Annotated in this window: 27 protein-coding genes and 1 pseudogene; 5 read left to right on the top strand and 23 right to left on the bottom strand. The window is 67.5% G+C overall.

What is annotated here, in order from left to right:
* Positions 1 to 3 precede the first annotated feature (3 nt).
* From V6L75_RS20580 to V6L75_RS20565, 4 genes are read right to left on the bottom strand one after another with little or no spacing between them, the layout of a single operon-like run.
* Positions 4 to 1515 carry a phage portal protein gene (locus V6L75_RS20580; protein ID WP_334253340.1) on the bottom strand — a complete coding sequence of 504 codons (1512 nt, stop codon included), beginning with the start codon at positions 1513 to 1515 and terminating at the stop codon, positions 4 to 6.
* Positions 1515 to 1724 carry a phage head-tail joining protein gene (locus V6L75_RS20575; protein WP_028030714.1) on the bottom strand — a complete coding sequence of 70 codons (210 nt, stop codon included), beginning with the start codon at positions 1722 to 1724 and terminating at the stop codon, positions 1515 to 1517. Before V6L75_RS20575 ends, V6L75_RS20580 begins: the two co-directional genes overlap by 1 nt.
* Position 1725: 1 nt before the next feature.
* A complete protein-coding gene (locus tag V6L75_RS20570; RefSeq protein WP_334253339.1) occupies positions 1726 to 3729 on the bottom strand; it encodes a phage terminase large subunit family protein in 2004 nt (667 codons plus the stop codon).
* A complete protein-coding gene (locus V6L75_RS20565) occupies positions 3677 to 4273 on the bottom strand; it encodes a hypothetical protein (protein WP_334253338.1) in 597 nt (198 codons plus the stop codon). Before V6L75_RS20565 ends, V6L75_RS20570 begins: the two co-directional genes overlap by 53 nt.
* Before the next feature lie 111 nt (positions 4274 to 4384).
* On the opposite strand from V6L75_RS20565, the gene V6L75_RS20560 reads away from it, so the two are divergent.
* The 4 genes from V6L75_RS20560 (at position 4385) to V6L75_RS20545 (ending at position 5888) form a co-directional block, all read left to right on the top strand.
* Positions 4385 to 4609: a hypothetical protein gene (locus V6L75_RS20560; RefSeq protein WP_334253337.1), complete on the top strand. Its 225-nt coding sequence runs from the start codon at positions 4385 to 4387 to the stop codon at positions 4607 to 4609.
* 90 nt (positions 4610 to 4699) lie between these two features.
* On the top strand, positions 4700 to 5272 hold the full coding sequence (locus V6L75_RS20555) for a DUF3489 domain-containing protein (protein WP_334253336.1): 573 nt from the start codon (positions 4700 to 4702) through the stop codon (positions 5270 to 5272).
* A 180-nt stretch (positions 5273 to 5452) separates the two neighbouring features.
* Positions 5453 to 5662: a hypothetical protein gene (locus tag V6L75_RS20550; RefSeq protein WP_334253335.1), complete on the top strand. Its 210-nt coding sequence runs from the start codon at positions 5453 to 5455 to the stop codon at positions 5660 to 5662.
* 4 nt (positions 5663 to 5666) lie between these two features.
* Entirely contained in the window at positions 5667 to 5888 is a 222-nt protein-coding gene (locus V6L75_RS20545) for a hypothetical protein (protein ID WP_334253334.1), read from the top strand.
* Here V6L75_RS20545 and V6L75_RS20540 read toward each other — a convergent pair.
* From V6L75_RS20540 to V6L75_RS20450, 19 genes and pseudogenes are all read right to left on the bottom strand, one after another.
* Positions 5873 to 6103, bottom strand: coding sequence for a DUF7220 family protein (locus tag V6L75_RS20540; protein WP_334253333.1), 231 nt, complete (start codon positions 6101 to 6103; stop codon positions 5873 to 5875). The genes V6L75_RS20545 and V6L75_RS20540 overlap by 16 nt on opposite strands.
* Positions 6100 to 6288 (bottom strand): hypothetical protein, encoded by a 189-nt coding sequence (locus V6L75_RS20535; RefSeq protein ID WP_334253349.1) that lies wholly within the window; start codon positions 6286 to 6288, stop codon positions 6100 to 6102. The genes V6L75_RS20540 and V6L75_RS20535 overlap by 4 nt, the downstream gene beginning before the upstream one ends.
* Positions 6289 to 6700: 412 nt before the next feature.
* A pseudogene (locus tag V6L75_RS20530) lies at positions 6701 to 7210 on the bottom strand (DNA cytosine methyltransferase); the annotation flags it as partial.
* 1 nt (position 7211) lies between these two features.
* Positions 7212 to 8588: a site-specific DNA-methyltransferase gene (locus V6L75_RS20525; RefSeq protein ID WP_334253332.1), complete on the bottom strand. Its 1377-nt coding sequence runs from the start codon at positions 8586 to 8588 to the stop codon at positions 7212 to 7214.
* A 493-nt stretch (positions 8589 to 9081) separates the two neighbouring features.
* The gene (locus V6L75_RS20520; RefSeq protein WP_334253331.1) at positions 9082 to 9459 is read right to left on the bottom strand and encodes a DUF6362 family protein; all 378 of its coding nucleotides are present in this window, start codon (positions 9457 to 9459) and stop codon (positions 9082 to 9084) included.
* Complete coding sequence (locus V6L75_RS20515; RefSeq protein ID WP_028720215.1) at positions 9452 to 9652, bottom strand: hypothetical protein; 201 nt, start codon at positions 9650 to 9652, stop codon at positions 9452 to 9454. The genes V6L75_RS20520 and V6L75_RS20515 overlap by 8 nt, the downstream gene beginning before the upstream one ends.
* Positions 9649 to 10188, bottom strand: a complete 540-nt coding sequence (locus V6L75_RS20510) for a hypothetical protein (protein ID WP_334253330.1) — start codon at positions 10186 to 10188, stop codon at positions 9649 to 9651. Before V6L75_RS20510 ends, V6L75_RS20515 begins: the two co-directional genes overlap by 4 nt.
* Positions 10189 to 10527: 339 nt before the next feature.
* Positions 10528 to 12849, bottom strand: a complete 2322-nt coding sequence (locus tag V6L75_RS20505; RefSeq protein WP_334253329.1) for an AAA family ATPase — start codon at positions 12847 to 12849, stop codon at positions 10528 to 10530.
* Positions 12846 to 13613, bottom strand: a complete 768-nt coding sequence (locus V6L75_RS20500) for a hypothetical protein (RefSeq protein ID WP_334253328.1) — start codon at positions 13611 to 13613, stop codon at positions 12846 to 12848. The genes V6L75_RS20505 and V6L75_RS20500 overlap by 4 nt, the downstream gene beginning before the upstream one ends.
* Positions 13600 to 13998 (bottom strand): hypothetical protein, encoded by a 399-nt coding sequence (locus V6L75_RS20495; RefSeq protein WP_334253327.1) that lies wholly within the window; start codon positions 13996 to 13998, stop codon positions 13600 to 13602. The genes V6L75_RS20500 and V6L75_RS20495 overlap by 14 nt, the downstream gene beginning before the upstream one ends.
* Positions 13998 to 14252 (bottom strand): DUF6511 domain-containing protein, encoded by a 255-nt coding sequence (locus V6L75_RS20490; RefSeq protein ID WP_334253326.1) that lies wholly within the window; start codon positions 14250 to 14252, stop codon positions 13998 to 14000. Before V6L75_RS20490 ends, V6L75_RS20495 begins: the two co-directional genes overlap by 1 nt.
* 204 nt (positions 14253 to 14456) lie before the next feature.
* Positions 14457 to 16145, bottom strand: coding sequence for a DEAD/DEAH box helicase (locus V6L75_RS20485; RefSeq protein WP_334253325.1), 1689 nt, complete (start codon positions 16143 to 16145; stop codon positions 14457 to 14459).
* Between the two features lie 14 nt (positions 16146 to 16159).
* A complete protein-coding gene (locus tag V6L75_RS20480) occupies positions 16160 to 16783 on the bottom strand; it encodes a hypothetical protein (protein WP_334253324.1) in 624 nt (207 codons plus the stop codon).
* Between the two features lie 101 nt (positions 16784 to 16884).
* Positions 16885 to 17760: an ATP-binding protein gene (locus tag V6L75_RS20475; RefSeq protein WP_334253323.1), complete on the bottom strand. Its 876-nt coding sequence runs from the start codon at positions 17758 to 17760 to the stop codon at positions 16885 to 16887.
* The gene (locus V6L75_RS20470; RefSeq protein ID WP_334253322.1) at positions 17760 to 18056 is read right to left on the bottom strand and encodes a hypothetical protein; all 297 of its coding nucleotides are present in this window, start codon (positions 18054 to 18056) and stop codon (positions 17760 to 17762) included. The genes V6L75_RS20475 and V6L75_RS20470 overlap by 1 nt, the downstream gene beginning before the upstream one ends.
* A gap of 38 nt (positions 18057 to 18094) precedes the next feature.
* The gene (locus tag V6L75_RS20465; protein WP_018303655.1) at positions 18095 to 18289 is read right to left on the bottom strand and encodes a hypothetical protein; all 195 of its coding nucleotides are present in this window, start codon (positions 18287 to 18289) and stop codon (positions 18095 to 18097) included.
* An 84-nt stretch (positions 18290 to 18373) separates the two neighbouring features.
* Positions 18374 to 19096, bottom strand: coding sequence for an RNA polymerase sigma factor (locus V6L75_RS20460; RefSeq protein ID WP_334253321.1), 723 nt, complete (start codon positions 19094 to 19096; stop codon positions 18374 to 18376).
* Between the two features lie 94 nt (positions 19097 to 19190).
* Positions 19191 to 19436 carry a hypothetical protein gene (locus V6L75_RS20455; RefSeq protein ID WP_334253320.1) on the bottom strand — a complete coding sequence of 82 codons (246 nt, stop codon included), beginning with the start codon at positions 19434 to 19436 and terminating at the stop codon, positions 19191 to 19193.
* Between the two features lie 78 nt (positions 19437 to 19514).
* Positions 19515 to 21764 carry a hypothetical protein gene (locus V6L75_RS20450; RefSeq protein WP_334253319.1) on the bottom strand — a complete coding sequence of 750 codons (2250 nt, stop codon included), beginning with the start codon at positions 21762 to 21764 and terminating at the stop codon, positions 19515 to 19517.
* Between the two features lie 152 nt (positions 21765 to 21916).
* Between V6L75_RS20450 and V6L75_RS20445 the strand changes: the two genes are divergently transcribed.
* Positions 21917 to 22159: a hypothetical protein gene (locus tag V6L75_RS20445; protein ID WP_334253318.1), complete on the top strand. Its 243-nt coding sequence runs from the start codon at positions 21917 to 21919 to the stop codon at positions 22157 to 22159.
* Positions 22160 to 22218: the final 59 nt, after the last annotated feature.

The raw sequence follows: 22218 nt of genomic DNA, 5'->3' as shown, positions 1-22218 counted from the left end.
GCCCTATTCCTTCTCTGTTTCGGATGCGGGGGCGGCCGGGGCACTGGCCGGGTCGCCCGCCTGCGCGCTACCGGTCTTGGTGACGCGGCGCGGGTCGCTGTCGAGCACGAGGCCGAGGTCATCGAGCTTGGCATTGGTCGCGGCGATTTCCGCCAGCACAGCGTCCGGGTTGTGGCCCTGCCGGGCGATGGCCTGCGCCAGCGTCATCGTGCCAGTGCGGATCGCCAGCAGGTCGGCCATCGCATCCTTGTAGGGATCGACGGCGTCGAACTTCGGCGGCGACCATTCCACCGGCACGTCCGGCTCGGGGATCTGCCCCGCAGCCCATGCCGCTTCGGTGAACCAGCGCCAGACCGGGGCGCAGAGCATAGGGATGAAGATCTGCCACTGGACGGCATCGATCATCCGGCGGAACTCGACGAGCCCGGCCCGGATCGAGGAATAGTTGACCTGGGACAGGTCCCCGGTCAGCAGCTCGTAGGGCACCCGGAACCCGGCCGAGATCGTGTGGAGGCTCGCCCGCTTGTATTCGCCATAGCCGCCGGTGGCGGCGGGCTGGTTGAAGCGGATATCCTTGCCGCCACGGGCATAGGCGATCAGCCCCGGTTCGAACTGCTCGACCCGGTTGCCGTCGGCATCGACCACGGAGGGGGCGATGCCCTGTTGCGCCTCATCATCGCCGAAGACGATGGCGGTGACGCAGGCCTCGGTCTTCTTGCGGACCAGTTCGGCCACCTCGTAATCGTCGAGATCGCGCAAGCTGCGGATCACCGGCGCGCCCCAGGGAACGCCGCGCGCCTGCGTGCGCTGCTTCTCGTAGACATGGGCGATCTCGGTCGCGGGGACCGGGCGGCTCTGCAGGCCGTTCTGCAAGGCGCCATAGGCGTCGCCCGGGTGCTCCGCGTGGAGCCAGTAGGCCCGGCGCTTGCCGACCGGGTCGAACTCGATCCCCTGCACGAGGCGGCCCGCGCCAAGGGCGCCGGACTTCGTGGCGTCGAGGAAGTCGGCCTCCAGCACCTGCAGCTGCAGCGGCACGGGCAGACCGTCGCTCGCGCGTCGCAGGCAGCGGCGCACCAGGACCTCGCCCGCCTCGACCATCTCGCGGCAGATCAGCGTCTGCAGGCCGTAGAAGTCGAGCTGGCCGTCGGCGTCGCAATCCGCCGTCCACCGCTCGAAGAGCGCGTCGACCTTGCGGTCCAGCTTGTCGTCGCCGCTCGCGGCGCGCGGCATGATGCCCGCGCCGATGATGTTGTTGACCAGCACCGCCACCGCCTTGGCCGCGTGCGGATTGTTGCGCACCAGATCGCGCATCCGGTCACGCAAGAGCGCCCCGGCCACGCCGATCTCGGTGTCAGCGGAGGATCCCGGCGCGCGCCAACCCTCGGTCCTCCGCCCACGCGCGGCTCCGTCATAGCCCCGCGTCAGCGTCTCGAAAGCCTGCCGCGCCATCATGCGGCGGGCCGCCATGCGCGGGGCCACCGTGGCGATGGCGTGGTCGAGCCAGGTCGCCGACATCACCGGTCCCCGCGTGAGAAGCCCGCGAGCCCGGCCACCGGCAGCGGCCGCGTGGTGCCCGCGATGGCGCGTTCGATGGTCCGGATGCGCGCGAGCAGATCCTCGGCCGAGCCGTAATCCACGGACTTTCCGTCGTAGCTCACCCGGGTCGTGCCGCTGGCATAGGCCCGGCGCAGCGCCGAGAGTTCGGTTTCCGTCCAGTCCGTCATGTCAGAACCATCCTCCGCGCCGCCCGAGCCAGTCGGAGCGGCGCTTGCCCTGCGGGGCCTGTCCCGGCCGATTGATCTGCCCGGCGGGATCGCTGTCGGTGGGAGCGGCCCCGAGCTGATCCTCGAGGTCGCGCCATTTCTCGTCGGGCCAACGGTCCGCGCCCGCGATCCAGGCGGCGGCGCGGGCATAGACCCGGCAATCCAGCGCCTCGTTGCGCTCGCGCAGCTTCTGCCATTCCAGCCGGGCGAAGCCGCGTTTCGTGCGCACCGTTACCAGCTGCTCGGCGACGAACTGCTTCAGCCATTCGTTCTCGACCCAGTGCGGCAGATGCACCGACCCGGGCGGGAACGCCGCCCCGTCGGCCATCTCCTCATCGGTCGGACGCGCCAGCCGCAGGAAGCGGTAGGTTTCGGCCTTGAAGGTCGACACCGCCACGGTCCAGAGCCGCGCGCCACGCCGCAGGCGTTTGCCGCCCTCGGTCGCGTCGACGAAGGTCGGGCCGGACACCGGGCTCGAGCGGTTGAACCCCTCGACGCCCTTGACCGGCGATACCTGTGCAGCGCCTTGCGCCCGCGACCAGGAATAGACCGCCGGGGCCTCGTAGCCCGTGTCGATGGCGAGCCGAGCGATCTGTAGCTGCGCGCCGCGCTCGTGCGGCCAGCTTCGATCCAGCAGCGCCGTCAGCTCCGACCATGCGTCATGCCGATCCGGGCCGCCCTCGATCACGACGTGATCGACGAGCCAGCTTTCGAGCCCGCGACCCCAGGCCCAGACATCGACCTCGATCCGGTCCTTCTGCACGTCGGCGCCGGCGGTCAGGAACAGCCCGCCCGCTGGCACCGTGCCGGATGTCCAGCGCTCGCGCCGGTCGTAGAGCCGTTGCCAGTCCGGGGCTTCCCCGGTCTCGACCCATGTCTCGCCGAGGATCGTGTTGCGGAAGGCCTTGATCGCCTCGTCCGACCCCTGCGCCGCGTCCCATGCCCGCACGATCCGCTCCCAGCTCAGCCAGCCGATCGGCGAATAGAGCGCCGAGAGGTGATACCCGACCGTGGTCGGATCGGCGGCAACGGCGGTCGCCCGCCATTCGCCAGCCTCCAACATCGCCGTCTTGTGATGTTCACCGATGGGCTTGTCACAGCCCTCGCAGTGGTATTCCGCCGTTTCCGGCTTGCCCTTTTGCCAGCGCAGTCGGTCGAATTTCAGCCACTGCGCGTGACCGCAATGCGGGCACGGCACGAAGAACCGGCGCTGATCACTCGCCTCGTATTCGCGCTCGATGCGCGACAGTCCCCGGATCGTCGGCGTCGAGACCAGGAACACCTTGCGCCGATGGGCGAAGGTCAGCGACCGCGCCTCGGCCAACGTAACCGGGTCGCCTTCCTCGTCGGCCGAGGCCGGATAGGCGTCGACCTCGTCGAGGAAGATGTACCGCGCTGGGGTAGAACGCAGCCCGACCGCCGAGTTCGCCCCGGTCATGATCAGGATGCCGCCCGCGAACTCCTTCGACAGCATCGTGTTGCCGGCGTCGCGGGACCGGGCCGGTTTGACCCGCTCGCGGAGCTCCGGGCTCTCGTCGATCAGCGGGTCGATCCGCTGGCGCGAGTTGCGCTTGGCCAGTTCCACCGTCGGCTGGACCGCGAGCATTGGCCCCGGCGCCTGATGGATCGCGAAGCCGATCCAGTTGTTCCCGGCCTCGGTCGCGCCGACCTGCGCCGCCTTCATGAACACGATCCGCTGTGTCGGATCGCCGGGCGACAGCCGGTCCATGATCTCACGCATGTAGGGCGTGCGGCCCGAGCGATATCGGCCGGGTTCTGCCGATGCGCGCCCCGAGAGCATCCGGTGCCGGTCTGCCCATTGCGAGACGGTCAGGTCCGGGTCGGGCCGCAGCCCGTTGCCCCAGGCGCGCAGGATTTCGCCCGCGCCGTCGAAGTCCGTCAGTGCGTCATCATCACCGGAAGTCGGGCCGGACCTCGGCGAGTTCGTCGAGGTGGGCGCGTACATGTTTCTCCAGCACCTTCTGCATCGCGGCTGGCTCCACGGTGATCTGCTGGCCCGTCGCGTCGCTGGATGAGCCCGAGAGCTCGGCCGCCATCAGCGCAGCCGCGCGTGCAGGCCAATTCACCCATGCGTCCCGTTCCTCCCGCGCCAGCCGGAACACCAGCGCCAGCGCGCGGGCCCGCTCGATCAACTCCCCCTTCAGCTTCTGAAGCCGGATGCGCCGCTCCTGCGCCTTCAGCACCTCGTTCGCCGTCTTCGCCTGCAGGAAGGTCGTGCCGCCGCCCACCGCCGGGACCGCCAGTCCCTGTTCGCGCAGCGTGTCGCCGACAGCGGCCACCGCCGCCTCGGGGACGGGCTTCAGCTTCGGCGCGGGCGGCTTTCTCGTCTTCGACGGGTCCGTCGTCTCGACCCGTCTGGCGTCGCTGGCCGCCGCGTTGATGCTGCCGTCGGGATAGAGGACCAGCCGCTCGGCGGTCTTCGCCTTCTGGATCGCACCCCGCGACAGCCCGACGTGCGCGGCGTACTGGCGCTCGCTCATGCCCTGCATCGACGGCTCCGATTAGCGTTCAGATTCATACGCTTATCTCGTTGATAAGCATCGCGGACAGAGCGAACGTGTCTCCAACGAAACGATGCAACTCTCCACGGAGCCACCAGAATGACCCGCCGCGCCACCACCAACGAGAAGGTCCTCGACGCCTTCATCGCCGCCAAGACCGAGATCGACGCGATGCTGGAGCGGCTCGCCGCCCTCAGCGCGGACCACTTCGAGATCAGCCCCGACGAGATCAACTGGGGCCACGTCGGCACCCTGAACCACTACCGCGCCAAGCTCCGCGAGATCACCGACATGGCCTTCAACGAAGGCGAACACGCCGAGTGAGACGATCCGCTTCTGGTCCCGCCCGCCGACTGGCGGGCTCGACCTCGTAGAAGGGCCCGCATCCCGCGCGCCCCGACACGGGAGACGACGATGACCCAGCTTTCCGACACCCAAGCCCTGATCCTGAGCGCCGCCGCCCAGCGGCCCGAGCACATCGCCCTGCCGCTGCCCGACAGCCTGCGCGGAGGCGCTGCCGCAAAGGTAGTCGGCGCGATGCTCGCCAAGGGCTTCCTGCAGGAGGTCGACGCCGACCTGCGCAAGGGCGAACCCGTCTGGCGCGAGACCGGAGACGGCCACGGCGTCACGCTGGTCGCCACCGACGCAGGCCTCGCCGCCATCGGGATCGAGCCCGAGGACGCGGACCCCGCGCCTGCGGGCGCGACGGACGCGCCGAGCGAGGAGCCCGCGCCGGACGCTCCCACCGAACCCGAGGCTGCGCCCAAGACGCGCACGCCGCGCGAGGGCACCAAGCAGGCCACGCTGATCGCCATGCTGCGCGCGCCGGACGGTGCGACCATCGACGAGATCATGGCCGCGACGGGCTGGCAGTCGCACACGGTGCGCGGAGCGATGGCCGGGGCGCTGAAGAAGAAGCTCGGGCTCGAGGTGGTCTCGGAGAAGGTCGAAGGGCGCGGACGGGCCTACAAACTTCCGGAAGCCTGAATACTGCCGCCCCGAACCGGATGCCGCCGCCTTTCGGGGCGGCGGTTTACGTTCGGGCAGAGCCGTGATATGCGCGTTACCGCGAAAATCATCCCGACTTTGACCCTTATCGCTGGTTCCTCATTCGCGGCCCTCCGGACCGCAGGCATTCGCATGTCTGCAATATCCGGAGGAAAATCGATGAACCACAAGCGCAAGAAACCCAGAACCAAGAGCCGCAGCATCGGCGCGTTTCCGAACGGAACGCCGTCGCACTGGAACATCCTGTTCCACAGCCGCCCGCGCCGCAGGCGCACCGCGATGACGGCCGTCAGGCTTTTGCAAGGCGCCGATCCCGATGTGCTGATCTGGGATCTCGGCAACCACAAACCCCACAAATATTACTGGTGATCCCATGACCGACATTTCCACCGATCAGGGCACGGTCTTGCCGCCCGGCAGTTCTGCCCTCGTCGTCTCTGCCGAGGGGGCGTTCTCCTTCTTCCTGCCCGACAACCCGCCCGACACGCCGGTGCCCCGGTTGACCCAGCTCCTCGTGGCCGTGCTGATGCGCAGCGAGGACGAGGGCTGGGTCGAGGAAATGCTCGGCATCTTCGAGGATCAGTCTCGGAACTGACCACCGACCCGGATCGTCTCAAACACCCGCCGCAGCAGGAAGCTGCGCAGTATCGAGATGATAGTGAAGATGGCCCCGATCGCCATCGCGTCGTCAAGGCGGGCGGGCAGACCGAACCACGGGAAGACCACCAGCTGCGTCACGACCGCGACGCCGTAGCCGACGATCACGTTGGCGACGACCTCGACCAGCGACATGAGGCGGGACTGTTTCATGCCACCGACTCATCCATCGGCCAGCAATTCAGCCGCGAGAGTTCGCAGCGCATGCGCCGCAACCAGGGGGACCACTCCGTTGCCACAGAGGCGAAGCCGGTCCACCCGGTGGGCCAGCCCATCAGCGCCTCGACGAACAGCGGGTTCAAGGTCCGGCGCACATCGAAGGTATCGCTCCCAGCCATCGGCGTCACCAGGACCTGGCGGCCAAGCAGGCCGTTCACCGGCGTGTTCGCCAATGTCGTCGCCCCGTCCTTGTGGTCGCGCGCCGTCGGCGTCATCCACAGCCCCGCCGAATGCGTCAGGTCGGCCGAACGGCGGTTGCCAGCACTCGGCTTGCACCCATCGTTCGCCATCGGCGTCGGCCAGAGCACGGCCGTCGTCGCCAGGTTCATCCCGTGCTGGCCCGCTTCCTGCGACGGTGTCGGCCTGGTCTGCCGGTTCTCGTTGGCGCTTGCCCTCGGCGTCGGCCAGAGCCTCAGCAGTTCCGTCCGGTTCCCGCCACTCGAGCGGGTCCCAGAGCAGGCGCGCGGGGTCGGCCAGCTCGTCCCCCTCGCGGATCGCGAGGATGAAGAGACGTTCGCGCTTGTGGGGCGCACCGACCTCCGCCGCCGTGAAGAGGCCTGCCGCAAGGCGGTAGCCCAGGCCGACCAGTCCGCTGGCGACTTCGGGGAAGCCGAGGCGGAGATGATGGGCGACATTCTCGAGGAAGACGAAAGGCGGTTTAATTTCGCCGATGATGCGAGCGACATGCGGCCAGAGGTGGCGTGGGTCGTCAGCGCCCCGGCGCTTGCCCGCGACGGAAAACGGCTGGCACGGATAGCCCGCAGTGACGATGTCCACCGCGCCGCGCCAAGGGCGGCCGTCGAAGGTTCCAACATCGTCCCAGACAACAGCCTGATCCAGGGACGCGTCTTCCATCCGCGCCACGAGAGTGGCTGCGGCGAAGGTTTCCCGTTCGACATGGCCCACAGCACGATATCCGGGGATGGCGATGGCGAGCCCGAGGTCGAGACCACCTGCGCCGGAACAGAGCGAGAGGCCGAAAAGGCATGCGTCTCCGGCTCCGGAAGCGCGTCCGAAGGAAGGTAAAGCCAGGTCATGCATGTCACGCGGCGGTCTTGCGCTTGCGCGCGGGTTCGGGGGCGGCGTCCGTTGCCGGGGCATCGGCCGGGGCGGCGGCATCGTCGCCCAGCCGCTCGGTTGTCACTTGCGCGAAGGTCCGGCCATCGCCGTCGAGGATTGCGTCGCGACCGGTCTCGGCCTGCCAGCGCTCCACGGCGACATCGACATAGGCCGGGCTGATCTCCATCGCGAAGACGCGGCGGCCGTTGGCCTCGCCCGCCATGATCTGCGAGCCGGAGCCGGAGAATGGCTCGTAGCAGAGCCCGCCGCGCGCCACGTGCTGGCGCATCGGGATCCCGAAGGCATCGAGCGGCTTCGGCGTGGGGTGGTCAGGACGCTCGTCCCTGGCGAAGGACGGCATCTCCCATGTCGAGGGCAGCGTCTGCTCGGCCACCTTCGGCGGGCGGTTCGGACGGCGCCAGCCCATGAAGCAGGGCTCGTGCTTCCAGAGGTAGTGGGACCGGGTCAGGACGCCGCGGTCCTTCACCCAGATGATCTGCTGATGGACGAAGGCACCCGCTTTTTCCCAGCAGGCCTCCAGCATCGCCTGGCGGCGCGAGGCGTGCCAGCAGTACCAGGCGGCGTCCTCGGTGATGGCCTCGGCCACGGCCGCCGCGATGAAGCCGTCGTAGAGTTCCGCCCCCTGCGAACTGTCGTCCCAGGTGGTGCCGTAGGACGCGGACCAGTCCTTGTTGCGCGTCGGGTGGTTCGAGCCGTCGTAGTCGACGAGATACGGCGGGTCGGTGGCGAACAGGATCGCCCGCTCGCCGTTCATCAGGCGGCGGACATCGTCGTGCGAGGTCGAGTCGCCGCAGAGCAGCCGGTGGTCGCCGAGGATCCAGAGATCGGCGGTGCGCGACGCAGGATTGCGCGGCGGTTCGGGGATGGTCACCGGCGGCACAGAGCCCCCGGCACCACCTTCTTCCCCGTCCCCCTCCGGCACGAAAGCCAGCAGCTTGTCCAACTCGCCGTCGGAGAAGCCGACAAGGGACAAGTCGAAATCCTCGGCCAAGAGGTCATTCAGTTCTGCCGACAGCAGCGCCTCGTCCCAACTGCCGAGTTCGGTCAGCTTGTTGTCCGCGATGCGGTACGCCCGCCGCTGCGCCTCGGTCAGGTGCCCCAACACGATCACCGGTGCTTCCGTCAGCCCTAGTTGCGTCGCGGCCAGCACCCGGCCATGGCCCGCGATCAACTCGCCGTCCTCGGCGACGAGGCAGGGCACGGTCCAGCCGAACTCGGCCATGCTGGCGACGATCTTCGCGACCTGGTCCGCGCCGTGCGCCTTCGCGTTCTTCGCGTAGGGCTGCAGGCGCGACAGCGGCCACGTCTCGATCGCGTCCGGTGCGAAGCTCAGCGTCATGGTGGGCAAGGTTCCTCGGTCGGGTGGATGCCGGTGGCTTCCGGACTCTGGGGTCCAGACTGGACTCCACGCGAGGTCCTGCGGCCACCAGGGGTGTCCAGCTTCAAGGGTTTGAATTTGCAGTGCTTCAGGCGGGTTCAGGCGGCGGTGGCTTCCGGGTGGCTTCCCAAAAATCGAGGCCGGTCGCTAGCGATGCGCCGCGCTTCGCCCGCCAGCATAGGACTATCGCCAGGAAGGAACCAAGATATCAAAGGCTTAGCGGTTTTCGTTCCGGCCATCCGCCGATCGCTCGCCCGGCTGCGAACTGTCGCCGCCTGTCGAGCCCGCTGGACCCCGGATCGGATTCCTGCTGGACCCCGGAAACCACCGGGCATCCACCGCAACGCAAAGGGGAGAGCGAGCCCTTCGGCGCACTCTCCCCATCTTGCCTTCGGAATAGCACGATCATGTTGCAGGTGTCGAAGGAAAAAGTGTTGCAACACATTGGAGTCGCTTATGCATTCAGCCGCGCCGCGATCTTGGTGAGCGCCAGCTGCCAGCGCCGCCAGGCGGTGGTGCGGTCGCAGCCGAGCTCGCCGCTGATCTGCTTCCATGGCACCCGCGCAGCGCGGGACCAGACGAGCTTGCGCTCTGCTTCCTCGATCCACAGCACCCAGTCGAAGGTCTGCTCCAGCCGGGTGATCGCCGCGGCCGAGGGCCAGACCCGCATGGGCTGCGGTTCCATCGCCGCGATCTCGCGGCTCGTCCGAACGATGTCGGGCCAGGTGTTGAAATAGCCCTGCACCTTCACCGGCGGCAGCTTGCGCAGGGTGCGGAACGCCTCCTCGAAATGATCGGCGACGCAGTCGGCGGTCCATTCGCGATCAGCCATGGCGCGCCTCCCTGTCGGATGGGCGCGGCCCGTAGAGCTTCTCGCCGAGTTGTCGGACCAGTTCACGCTCGGGCCAGGTGAGGCGGTCGTCATCGGCGGAGACCGCGAGGACGCCCTGTTCCTGCCAGCCCTCGCGCTTGACCTGCTCAGGATCCCGGCGGCGACCGCCGTAACCGTGGGGATGCCATCTCATGCGACACCTCCCTTCGTCTCGATCGCCCAGAGCAGGATGGCGATGGCGTCGGCCTCGTTGTCGTCGGCCGGGCTGAAGCCCCGGGCGCGGACGGCGGCGACCATCGCGGCCTTGTCGGCGTTGCCCTTGCCCGAAGCGTGGCGCTTGATCGTGCCGACCGGGACGCCCTCGTAGGGCACGCCGCGGAGTTCGGCCCATGCGGTCAGCGTGGCCATGAGCCCGCCGTAGATGTGGCTCGCATCGGTGCCCGCGTGGCGGCGGACCTCCTCGAACCAGATGGCGGCGACGGGTCCGGAGAACCGGTCGATTTCGGTCAGCCAGTTGGTGAAGCGCAGGTAGCGCATGCCGCCGCCGTCGAAGCGGCCGGGGCGCAGCGAGACGGTGCCGCTGGTGATCAGGCCGTCATGGCCGCGGATCGCCCAGCCGGTGCTGGTGCCGAGGTCGAGCGCGAGAATGCAGCGGTTGCGGGGGGTGTCGAGCGGCAGCGATTCAAACCTTGCGTCGTCGGATTTCGGGATCAGAGTCGGCTGAGCCATGATGGGTCTCCTTTGCCGGGGGCCTTTGGTGGTGGAAGACGACGGCGGTCTGGTGCTTGGCGGTACGGGGCCGCCGTCGTCGGGTCGGAGAGCAAAAGGAGTGTTACGGCGGCGCGCGCGGCTGGCCCGGACGTATGGGAGGAGTGGCCAACCCTGTGGGGTGGCCCTCCCATACGTAGTATGGGGGTTTGACACCTAACTGTTCCGGGGAGGCCAAGTATCTGAAATCATTGCGGAATAAGACTTCATGAAGTCTTCGGGCATGAGTTAGGGACCTAACTCTTATTTTCCCGTAACCCGTTGATTTCGTTGAGTGCACAGTTGGCGCTGTCATATGAGTCAGGCCTCACTCATATGAGAGAGGTCGTCCTCGAGCCCCTCCGGGTAGACCCAGACAGCGGGGTTTTCGACCTGCAGGCAGAGCCCGGACTGGGGGCATTTGAAGTGGCTGGGCAGGACCGGACGGGCGGTTGTGGTGACCTCGCCAGTGTCCGGATCGACATGCTCGTCGGACGCGCCAAACTGCATGCCCTCGACGCAGAGGTAGCCGAACCGCGACCGGGTGACGGGGAAGCCGAACCCCGAGGGGTCGCGCAGGAACTTCACGAAGCCCTTGGTCGCCAGCACGCTGAGGCGCTCGCGGATCGTGTGCTTGCTGCCCAGACCGCCCCGGTTCTCGAAGGTCTCGGCGAACTGCATGGCGGTGTAGAGGCGCTCGCTCACCGCCTCATCCAGCAGCATGCCGAGGATGACATCATGCTTGCGCAACCGCTCGGCATCGAGTTTGGCGCCGACCTCCTTGCGCACCAGGCGCTCGTTCAGCGGGTTGAGCTCGACCCATTCGCCCTTCACCTTGTCGATGAGCTTGCCCGGCAGCGCCGGGCCGTTCCGCAGCTCGATTTCCAGCCTGCGGACGGTGCTGTCCTCGTCGGGCCGGTGCATGAGCAGCCCCGAGGTATAGAAGCCGCGCAGCGCGCTGGCGCCGGACAGCGCGAGGAAGGGATCGTCCTTGACCTGGTGCTTGCTGGCCTTGCGGGTGTGGTGGGCGAGGATGACGCCCGCGTCCGGATTGACCGCTTCGCGCAAGAGCTCCACGCGGTCCTTCAGGAAGAACATCATGGCGGTGTTGTCGTTCTCGCCGCCGCCTTCGGGGCCGCCATCGAAGAGGTTGCGGATCGGGTCGATGACGATGATGTCGGGCGGCGCGTCGGCGAATGCGGCCCGGATCGCCTCGGCCACGCGGGCGACGCCTTCCGCGTCGAGCAGCAGCTTCAGCTTCGGTGTGGCGATGAAGGTGTTGCGCGCGGCGGCGATCACGGCGGCGGGCAGAGCGATCTGCTGCATGCGCTCGCGCAGGTAGTGATACTGGATCTCCGCCTGCAGGTAGAACACGCGCAGCGGCCGCGGCGGCGTGAACCCGAGGAACGGCACGCCAGCGGCCATGTGCACGAGCCATGAGATCAGGAAGTCGCTCTTGCCGACCTTGGGCGCGCCGCCCAGCACCAGGAGCCCGCCCGGCGTCAGCACGCGCGGTCCGATGATGTCCTCGGGCATCGGGCTCGTGTCGTCGAGGAGAGCGCCGAGGGTGAATGTCGGCAGTGGGATTGCCGGGGCATCGACGTGGGCCGCGCGCAGGAGCGGCGGGCCGTTGCGCTTCACATGCAGCGCCCAGAGACGTTCGGACTCGGCCATCAGCCGATCGAGCGGCCAGGACGGGCGCAGCATGGCGGCATTGTAGCCGCAGATCGCCTCCCAGCCTGCGAAGGGGTCGAGGCGGCCTTCGTGCACCAGGCGCACGTAATGGCCGATGGCTGCACTGGCTCCCTGGAAACGCGACCAGTCGTCCACCGCGCCTTCACGCACCGGTGTGGTGAGCACCGAGTCGATGCCGGGTTTGGCCTGCGCGGACGAGACGTCGCTGGCGAAGCCCACGCCGGGCAGCGGCGGCATGTCGGCGACCTTTTCCGCGAAATCCGCCAGGTCCACCTCGACGTCGCGATGTTCGCGGATCTGCACGAGGCGCTGGTGGCCGTGCTTGTGATAGACGGTGCCGGGCACCCGGATCGGCTGGTGCGCCGAGCGGAAATGCGTGTCGCCGCCGACCTTCACGGCGATCTCGCCCCGCAGGCGGCAGAGGGTGGCGAGATCGTCGCCCTCGGCCGGCTCGGTCAGTCTCCACCAGACATGGAGCTTCGCCGCACCCTCGGACGTGCGCCCGCCGCTTTCGATGATGAGCGTCGGCGCGCCGAGGTGGCGGGTGACATGGTCCAGCTTGGCCGGGATGTCGCCCGCGTCGAGATCGACGACGATGGCCTGCATCTGCAGCACATCAGTGGCGCGGGCCTGGCCCTGTTCCTCAACCGTGCCGGGGATGACATAGACGGCGGCGCCCTCGCGATTGGCCCATGCGGCAAAGGTCGCGAGCTTTTCGGGCGCGGTGTCGTCGGCGGGGATCCAGATGTTGTGCGGCTTGCCGTCCCGGCCCTGACCCTTGTCGACGAAGCCGCGGAGCGGGATCAGCCCCTCGCACCAGCTGAACACGGTGTCAAGGAACACGGCGATCTGCTCGGGGTCGGGGTCGCAGCCGAAGGGGTTCTCGGACGGTGGCCCGTCGTTGAAGTCCATCCACGGGTTGAAGTGCAGGATGCCGTCGTCGCTCATGCGGAAAGCCTCCAGCAGCGCTCGGACCACGGGCAGAAGCGGCATTCGAAGAAGTCGGGCGTGGTGGCGACGCGCGGCAGAAGCTCGCCCGCATCGGTCGCCTGCAGGATCCGCACGCCCCGGTCGGACATGCGCTGCGCGAGATCGGCGTCGAAGGGCACCAGTTCGTGGTGCATCTCGGCCGTGTCCTTGTTGATCGCGGTGAATACGGCGGGCGCGGCCGAGATACCGGGGACCGTCCCTTCCATGTAGGCCTGATAGACCGCGATCTGGGCGGCATAGACCGGCTTCGACTTCGTGACGCCGTCCTTGACGCAGGCGCGCCAGTTCTTCGCGTTCATCGTCTTGCATTCCCAGAGCGCGGGAACGGCGAGACCGAAGCCTTCGGGCCCGGCGGCGATGATGCCGTCGACATGACCGCGGATGCGTCCGCCCGCGACGGAGAAGCCGAACTGGCCGCCATCTGGGCGGTTGCCCTTGCGGGTGTAGAGATCGAACCCGGCGCCGCGTAGCCAGGCGACCGCCAGATCCTCGAGCGCGTGGCCGATAGCGAAGATGCGCAGCGATTGGCCCGAGAAGTCCTGGCCATCGTCCTTTGGCGTCGCGGTGAACTCGAACTGCAGCGCCCGCTCGCAGGCATGGCCGAGGCGCGAGCCGCCGAGATAGTCGCGGGGCGGCCGCGTCGCCTGATCGGCGGTGAGCGCGTGGTCGACGGCGGCGTTGACCCGGTCGGCGAAGCTGGGGCGGCGGTTATAGTCCAGCATGCTGGCCTCCCTCGTAGCTGCGGTGGGCGAGCCCGTGGCAGGTCGAGCAGAGCCATTCGACCGAGAGCGGCGCGTCATAGTCGTGGTGATGCGCTTCGAGGTCGGTCACGCAGCCACATCGCTGACACCAGACCGGCACGATGATCCGGCAGGCCTTGACGGCGCTCCTGACGATGCTGTGCGCCTTGTTCTTTTCAGCGTGACGCAGCCGATAGCGGCGCTGCGCCTCCCGATGTTTTTCGGGATCGCGGAAGTTCTGCGCATAGGCGCGCTGGTATTCCCGGCGGCAATCCCGGCACCAAGCCTGTAGGCCATCGGGGCTCCGGCGCCGCACGCCAAACTCCACCGCCGGCTTCTTTTTGTTGCATTTGCTGCACGTTTTCATCAAAACGGCACCTCCGGCGTCTGCGCCCGGGCGATGTCGGACATGGCCTCGCGGAAGCCCTCGACGGCCTCCTCGATCAGCGCGCGCACCTGCGCCTCGGTCAGCTCGGCCAGCGGGGTGGCCCAGCCGATCTCGTCCATCAGCAGCGCCACGCGCTTCATGGTGGCGGTGATCGCGGCGCACTCTTCCTCGGTCAGGTCAACCATGGCGAAACGCTCCCTGGCCAAGCGCGTCCAGAAGGACTGGCAGGGCATCGAGCAGAACCAGACCGAAGGCCGGGGCCGCCCCGTGCGCGGACGCGCACATTTCGATGACTTTGGCGGCGAAGCCGCCGGGCGGTGCGGATCGAACCAGCCAAAGCCGCGGGTGGGTTGCCGGCAGACAGCACAGAGCGTCCCACGCGGATGCCAGAGCCGCCGCTGCTCCTCGGCCGTGATGGGGGTGGATGTGGACATGGGTCATGCTGCCCTCCGTTCGGGCCCGGCGGCCGTGTCGATCAGCTGGCGGATGGCGCGCTTGTTGAAGCCGAAGGTCATCAGCGCCGAGGCGCGGTAGCGCGTCAGGCCGAAGTCGTGGCGGCACTCGGGCGGCAGGTACTGCAGCTGCTTTTCGGTCGGCGACTGGCGCAGCCAGGATCGGGTCTTGAAGGCGCTTTCGTCGGTCTCATGGGTATTCAGCCAGTCGTCTGCCTGCGCGAGGCAGACCGTGCGCTCGCCCACGCCCAGCAGATGCGGGCGCTCGCCCTTCGCCCCGCCGATGGCGTACCAGACCCCGTCCAGCCAGAAGATGCCGCCCCAGGCCGTGAAGCCCGTGGCCATCAGCGCGTCGTCCGTGCCGTGGAGGTCGACCCACGCGAAGCTGGACCGCTGCAGCAGGTCGATCTCGGTCATCATGAAACCCGAGAGCGGTGCGGCGGCCCCGCCTTCGCCCGCATCCAGATCCTCGCGCGGGAACGCCTCACCGCAGAGCGGGCATTCGGTGGCGGCAAGCGGGATCTCCGCCTCGCAGGCAGGACAGGTCTTGGTCGGCGCCTCGCCGGTCTCGGTCTTGCCGTCCAGATCGACATCCTGTTCCAGCGTGCCGTGGAGCAGGCTCGAGGTGCCGAAATCCAGCACGACGCAGTCGGTCTTGACGATGCCGGGGTGTTCCTCGGGGTCGACGGTGCGCAGGCCGCGCCCGACCATCTGGATCATGGTGGACTTGTAGGAACTGGGGCGCAGCAGCACGACGCAGGAGGTGGGCGGGTGGTCCCAGCCCTCGGTCAGCACCGCCACATTGACGACGACGCGGATGTTCCCCGCCGCGTAGTCGGCGAGGATCGCCTTGCGGGTCTCGGCCGCTAGGTCGCCGTGGATCAGGGCGGCGGAAACGCCCGCCGCCCTGAAGGCGTCGGTGACGTGTTCGGCGTGCGCGACGGTGGAGCAGAACACCACGGTCTGCCGGTCGCCTGCCTTCTCCTTCCAGTGGCGGATCACCTCGTCGGTGACGGGGGCGCGGTCCATGATGCCCGCGACCTCCGCCATGTCGAAATCCGACATGGTCTTGCGGACCGAGCGCAACTCGTCCTGCACGCCCACGTCGATGACGAAGGTGCGGGGCGGCACGAGGTGGCCCGAGGCGATCAACTCGCCCAGCCGGACTTGGTCAGCGACATTGTCGAAGACCTCGCGCAGGCCCTTCCTGTCGCCACGGTTCGGCGTCGCCGTGACCCCGAAGATGCGGGCGTCGGGATTGGCCTCGCGCACCCGGTCGATGATGCGGCGATAGCTGTCGGCGACGGCGTGATGCGCCTCATCCACGACCAGCAGATCGAGGCGCGGCATGTCGGCGAGGTTCGAGGCCCGCGCCAGCGTCGGCACCATCGCGAAGGCGACCTGGCCGCCCCAAGACTTCTCGGTGGCGTCGATGACTGAGGTGGCGACGCCCGGCACCACGCGCTGGAACTTGGCGCGGTTCTGCGCCGTCAGCTCGTCGCGATGGGCCAGCACGCAGGCCTTGGCGCCGTCGCCGATCATCTCGCCGGTGACCGCCGAGAGCATGATGGTCTTGCCCGCGCCGGTGGGCGCCACACCCAACGTGTTGCCGCGGGAAGCGAGCGCAGCCACGCTGCGCTCGACGAAGGTCTTCTGGCGGGGGCGCAGGCGCATCGCTGGTCTCCCCCTTACTGCGCCCAGCTCGGCCGACCGGCGGCGCCGGGGGCGGACGCAGGCTGGCTGGGCTGGGTGACCGTGGTAGGCTGCTGCGGGGCGTGGCCCTGCGCCGGCGCGGCGGTGAACTGCGGCGCGACCGCGCCCATGAGCGCGGCGTAGTCGCGATGGTCGGGGGTGACGGCGGCGCGGATCTCGTTCTTGTCCTCGCCGTTGGTGTCGGTGCCGATGTCGATGCGGGCGACGAATTCGACGCCGTCGAGATCGCCGAAGCCGTTGATGCGGCGGCGCGCCTGCGCCTCGGGCGAGTTGTCCTTGTCCGACACGCCGCGCGCCGAGTTGAGGATGCCGCGGATCAGGCCGCGCCCCATGTTGGCCCAGTCCGGGCCCTTGGGGCTGTAGAGACCGATCAGCGACCAGATCTTGCGCCGGGCATAGGGCCCCTCGAGCACCGTATATTCGACGTCAAGATAGACGGCGCCGGTGGCGGCGCGGCGCGCCCAGCCGCCGGTCCAGCCCTGCGAGGGGTCGTCGTAGCCGCCGGGCCGCAGTGAGGCCCGCACCTTGGCGAGCGTGCCCTTCGGGATGACGTTGGTGTTGGATTGGGCGGAGTTGAAGTCGTTCCAGGGTCCGGACATTGCGCGGCTCCTTTCAGTTGGAGGATGGGACGCGCAGCGGCGTCAGAGGGGAAAAGCCACCCCGGCGACCGGATCGGGACACCAGGCGTGGCGAGAGGCGCTCAGCCATTGCCGGGCTCCTGCGCGGGGGCGGGATCGGCCGGGGTCACCGGCGGCCAGGTCAGGCGTTCGGAGGCAGGCGCCGCGGGGCGCTGGATCTTCTCCATCAGCCGGCCGAGATGCGGGGCCTCAACCCTGTCGAGGCGGCCTGAGCGGTCCTTGGCCGGATAGCCCCAGGGGTTCAGCGTCTGGCAGACGAAGGCGCGCTGCGGCTGGCCGCCCGGGTCAGGGATGTCGGCCATGGTGATGACCTGATCCACGATCCCGGGCAGCTCCAGCCCGGTCTTCGATCCGTCGATCTGCGGCTGGAATACCTTGCGATTGAAGTCGTCGAGCCGCTCGTCGAGGATCCCGACGAACCAGACATGCTTGCCGCGCGTGTGCTGCAGATGGGTCAGCCAGCCGATCATCTCGCGGCCATGCAGCCCGTAGGCGCCGCGGATGTCGGGCTTGCCGGTCTTCTCGGAGAACGCCTCGGGCTGCCCGCGGCACCACTGGAAGCAGAGCCGCCCGGCCACGGTGATCGAGTCGATGAAGACGGTCTCGTACTTCCCGATCACCGCCGGATCGCCATAGCGCCCGCAGACCTCGTCGAAATGCGCCTGGCTGTAGGGTTGGTCCTCGCGCAGCGCCGGGTTCGGCCCGCCGATGAACACCGCGAAATCGCGGCATTCCTTCCAGGTGCGGGGCCGGAGCGTGTCGATCTCCAGCCCCTCGACCGCCAGATCGCCAGCCTCGAGATCGAGGAAGAGCGTGGTCGAGGCGTTCAGCGTCCAGAGCAGGCTGGTCTTGCCGATGCCGGACCGGCCGAAGATGACGCCCTTGATGCCCTTGCGCTGCGCGAGCCGCTCATCGGCGCCGATGATGGGAAGGGCCATCACTGGCCCCCCTTCTTCATCACCGCCGTGGCGGCGCGATCTGCGCCGATGCACCCCGCCTCGCGGGCGAGCTTGTAGAGGCGCTTCAGCGCGTCGGCGCAGCGGTAGGCGGCCGTGCTCTCGCGCTCCGCTTCCACGATCGCGAAGGCGATCTCGTCGACGGTCGCCTCGACGACCGGCAGCGGCTCGCGCGGCTCGTCACCGGCGCGCTGCGGGAAGGCGATGGTTTCGGGGAGGTCTTCGAGCGCGTAGCTCGCCTTACGAAGACGGGTGATGTCGTCCGGCTGGTCCGGCATGGCTTTTCTCCGTGAGATGAGGTGATCGAGGAGGCCCATCACGCGGCCTCGCGGACGTCGGGCGCGGGCTCGGCGACGTAGATCGCCAGCAGCGGAGTCCCGTCGGCATGGGCGCCGGCGTCCTCGATCTGATAGTTGCGGTTAGGCTCGCAGACCTCGGTCAGCTCCCAGCGGCGATAGAGCCCCGGAAGACGCCTGAAATCCTCGAGCGACAGATCGGCAGTGCGGTTCATGCGTGTCTGCTTTCGGTTGGAGGGAAGGCGCTCGGGGCGCTCGAATGGAAAAAGCCACCGGCGGGACCGGATCGGGACATCGGTTCAGGGGATTTCCTGGAGGGCGTCGTTCAGCCGGCGCATCGCGCGCTGGTACCGCTTGCGGGCGGCAGCCTCGGTCAGGTCCAGTTCGACGGCGACTTCCGCCTGCGAGAAGCCTTCGATCGCCACGCGGATCACCAGCAGGGCGTCATCGCCGAGCAGCTTCCGCAAGGCGCCGTTCAGCCGGGCATACCCGGCCGCGCCGATGCCGCTGTCGCCGTTGTCCGCCACCTCGTCGGTGTCGGCACCGCTGGCGAGACGTTCGCGCACTTGGTCGCGCTGGCGCACGCGGATCATGTCGCGCTCGACGTTGCGCAGCACCGTGGCCGCAATCCAGTTGATGCGCCCGAGGTCGAGGCTGCGGATCGCCTCGATGGTGCGCGCCAGCACGTCGGACGCGACCTCGTCGGCGGCGCCGATCCTGCGCCAGATCGACCGGTGCCGGATGGCGTCGAGGCCGGGCCAGAGCGCCAGCAACAGCAGCGTCAGGGCGCAGTCGGACGCGGGCCCGTCGCTCTGCGCCGCCCTGACGAGCGCTGAGAGGATCTGGTTTTTTCGGGCGGGATCGCCCGGGGTGCTATGCAGCCCGTCCAGCAGGGCCGCCGGATCCCGGAACGGCGCGAAGGCGGCCTGCGCGCGCCGGATGGCGTCGAAACTGCGCTGGAAGTGAAGGTTGGAGGAAGATTGCATGAGGTGATCACGGATCTCGTGCCACGCGAAGGACATCGGACGCCTGCCTTGCGGCCAGGCGTCCGGCGCCTTCTCGTGGCCAGGTCAGGACGTCTCGCGTCTCTGCGAATTCAGGGGAGGGGGATGCGCGTCAGCGCATGGGCGCGGTTGCGTTGTTCAGCGTGCCGCAGCCGCGACAGGTGGCCTGAACCGGAAAGCCCACGAGATACTCATGCCCCCGCGCGAAGCGCAGGTGCATGCGGCCGTCCCGGCAGACGCCGAGCAGCTTCTCACAGCGCGTGCAGCGCCATTCCGAGTTGTGGGTGTTGGACCTGGTCGTCGCGACGCCGGACCAGCTCGTCGGGGCTGCCTGGCGCGAGGGGAAGGGAGTCGGCATGGAAGTGCTCCTCTATGTGGAGCCCTTCCAATAATCAGTGGTTTGTTAGACAGTCTCCCGCCGCATGTTAGACCGCTGTTAGACGGTCGCCTCCTCGGCTCGCTCGGCCACGGCTTCAGTTGGCTGCGCAGTGAATAACAGTCGCCAATATCCGTTCTTCGCACCCTTGCCGATATAGACGTCCCGAATGCTGTCCCAGGTCTCCTTCCGGAACGCCTGCTGGGGGCTTCTGGATTCGAAGCCTTCCATCAGCGCCTTTACCTGAACGTCGGGACTGCCTTTCGTGGCTGCGACCACCAGGCGCTCGAAAATCGTAAGTTGATCGTTCCCAGCGAGGTGAAGCGGTTCCCTGCCAGGAATGAACAGCGTGCCGGACTGCTTGCCTGTCCGAACTACCCGCGGGGACACGCCCCCGCGTGCGAGTGAAAGACCGACTCGGTACGCGAGTTCTATTCCGTTGCGCGCGAACAGCATTTCCTCGTCCGCCGATGCGAGATGGGACAGCAGCGGCATGACGACGTTAGGCCCAAGATGTGACGGCATCTCCTCGCTCGCGGCGAAGACGATGCCCACCCCAGCGGTGCCCCGCGCGCGCAACATCAGATCCAGTCTCTGCGCCGCTTTGAGATCATTGAGCCGTCGTGCGAAATAGACGGGCACATCTGCCTCATCGATCTGGATCGCGCCGACGAGGGTCAGGTCCGGGTCCAGTCTCTGCGCCGCCCGCTTGCTCAGCAGTGGCTTCATCAGGCGCATGAGCGTCTCGTGAAGCCACTGAGCGTTTACCGCGAACATCTCGACATCCGACGCGGGGCGCTTGCCGACATCTTCGCCGAAAGGACCGACAGCTTGGATCATGCCTTCGGTGGCAGACGGCTTGACGGCGCCTTCTCCGTCAACGTCGTCGTCCTCGATGAGAACCACGTCCTGACGGTCGCGGCGCTCGAGCAGGCCGCCTTCGATGAGACGCTTCGGGTCAAGCCCGAGTTCCAGCAGATAACTCCCGCTGACCTCGTCCTCGATGCGATCGTGGAGTTGAACAAGCTGGGGAAATATCGCGCGAAGGTCATCATGCGCGATTTGCCTGAACGCGCTCAGGATTCCCCATTCCTTGAGCAGCGCGAAGCCGAGGCTGCGTTCCTCCGGATCGGGCTTGCTTTGCAGGTTGCAGCTCTTCGTACCCGCAATCGTGATATTGAGCGTCCGCTGCTTGTCATCGCCGATCAGATTGTAGGCCACCGCGATGGTGATCCGGCTGAACGCTTCGGCGCGCCGAAAGATGTTCCGCGCCCCGAGATATCGGTCGGCAACCTCCTGGATGTCATCGTCGACCGTCACCTTGAGCTGAAGCTTGCGGCGCCAGGTTCCCAGCCGGATCTCGGCTTCGATGACGCGCACGAACTCGAACGCGTACCCTTCGATCTCAGGGGGCTGCAGGAGCAGCGAAGAGCGGAAGCGCGAAAGATTATAGCGCTTCCAAGTGAGCGGTTTCTGGGAGATGTCGTGACCGAGCGCAACTTCGGCGAAGGAGTCGCTGACCGTCTGGCGTACCACGGGGCTGTCCGCGCAGACCTCGATCTGCCGCATCGAGGGCGTGTAGATCAGCGTGGCCTCGTTCGGCGGGCGGTAATAGATGGTTCCTCGCCGTCCGTCTTGCCTGTGATCGTAGACACTCGAAAGCGGGCCACCGTGCCGGACGATCAGCATGATGGACGCAGGGTGCATATCGGTGGCCGGCAGATCGAGCGCCTTGACCGTACAGGATATCTCGGGCTTCAGCTCGAGCATGCCCTTGATTTTGGACGCCAGCGCCTTCTCGTCTATGGCTGCCGCATCGAGGACCACCTGGTTCTCTAGTTCGACCTCGAAGGCATCGTAGAGCTTGCCGTGGTCGCGGAACTGTCGGGCGAAGTGAAAGCTCTCCGCATCCTCGAAGGTTTCGCGTTCATGAAGATAGGCCCAGATGCTTCTGCAAAGTTCATCTGGTTGATGGTGAAACTCCAGTGACCGGGTGTTGTCGAGCTTTTGCTCGACAATGGTGGTGAGAGAGGTGACGCCCTTTTTCTCGGCGAGGGCTCGGATCCTTCGTGATCTGTGCTCAGCAGGTCGCAGGTCATCGCGGTCGAAGTCCGACAGCGTCTCCACAAGCGCTTGCCGAAACGCCTCGACCGCTTCTTCGTCGTCGAGGTCGGGAACGTCCTCGGGCAGCTTGAAATCCGGCTCGTTGTCGCCCTCTCGCACTGCGAGGGCAGCCCGGGCGAGGTCGACGCGCGCATCCTCGATCAGCGCCAGAAGATGCGGACCGATCGGGGATGCTTTGCGCGCCATGAACCCACCTCAAAGAACGAGTGCTATTGGATTACTCAACCCTTGATAATTATGGACAAGTCCACAATCGGCAAGCCCTAGAGTTCTTTCCCGGAGAGTATTTCTGCATCCCGTCCATCTGAGATGTCCCGCCACCAGTGGCTGGATGGCTTTTGATCGGTGATGACACCACCGAGCAAAACCAAAGAAACATGAAACGCCCCAACCCTCTGCCCCCTGACCAGATGACGCCCGTCGAGCGACGCGCCGAAGTCTGCGGCCTGTTGGCGCTCGGGCTCATCCGTCTGATGCAGCGCAAGCGCGGCGAAGCTTCTGACGATGCGGGAGAAATTTGCCTACACTATCCGTCCGACCAATGCCGTCATGCAACCCCGAACCCAACGGAGAAAGCATGACGACGCACGACCCCATCCCCGCCCGCCTGGCCGCGCTGAAGACCACACCGACGCCTGAC

The sequence above is a fragment of the Pannonibacter anstelovis genome (assembly GCF_036881715.1).
Classification (GTDB): domain Bacteria; phylum Pseudomonadota; class Alphaproteobacteria; order Rhizobiales; family Stappiaceae; genus Pannonibacter; species Pannonibacter anstelovis.
This window is presented reverse-complemented; position numbering and strand designations above follow the sequence as displayed.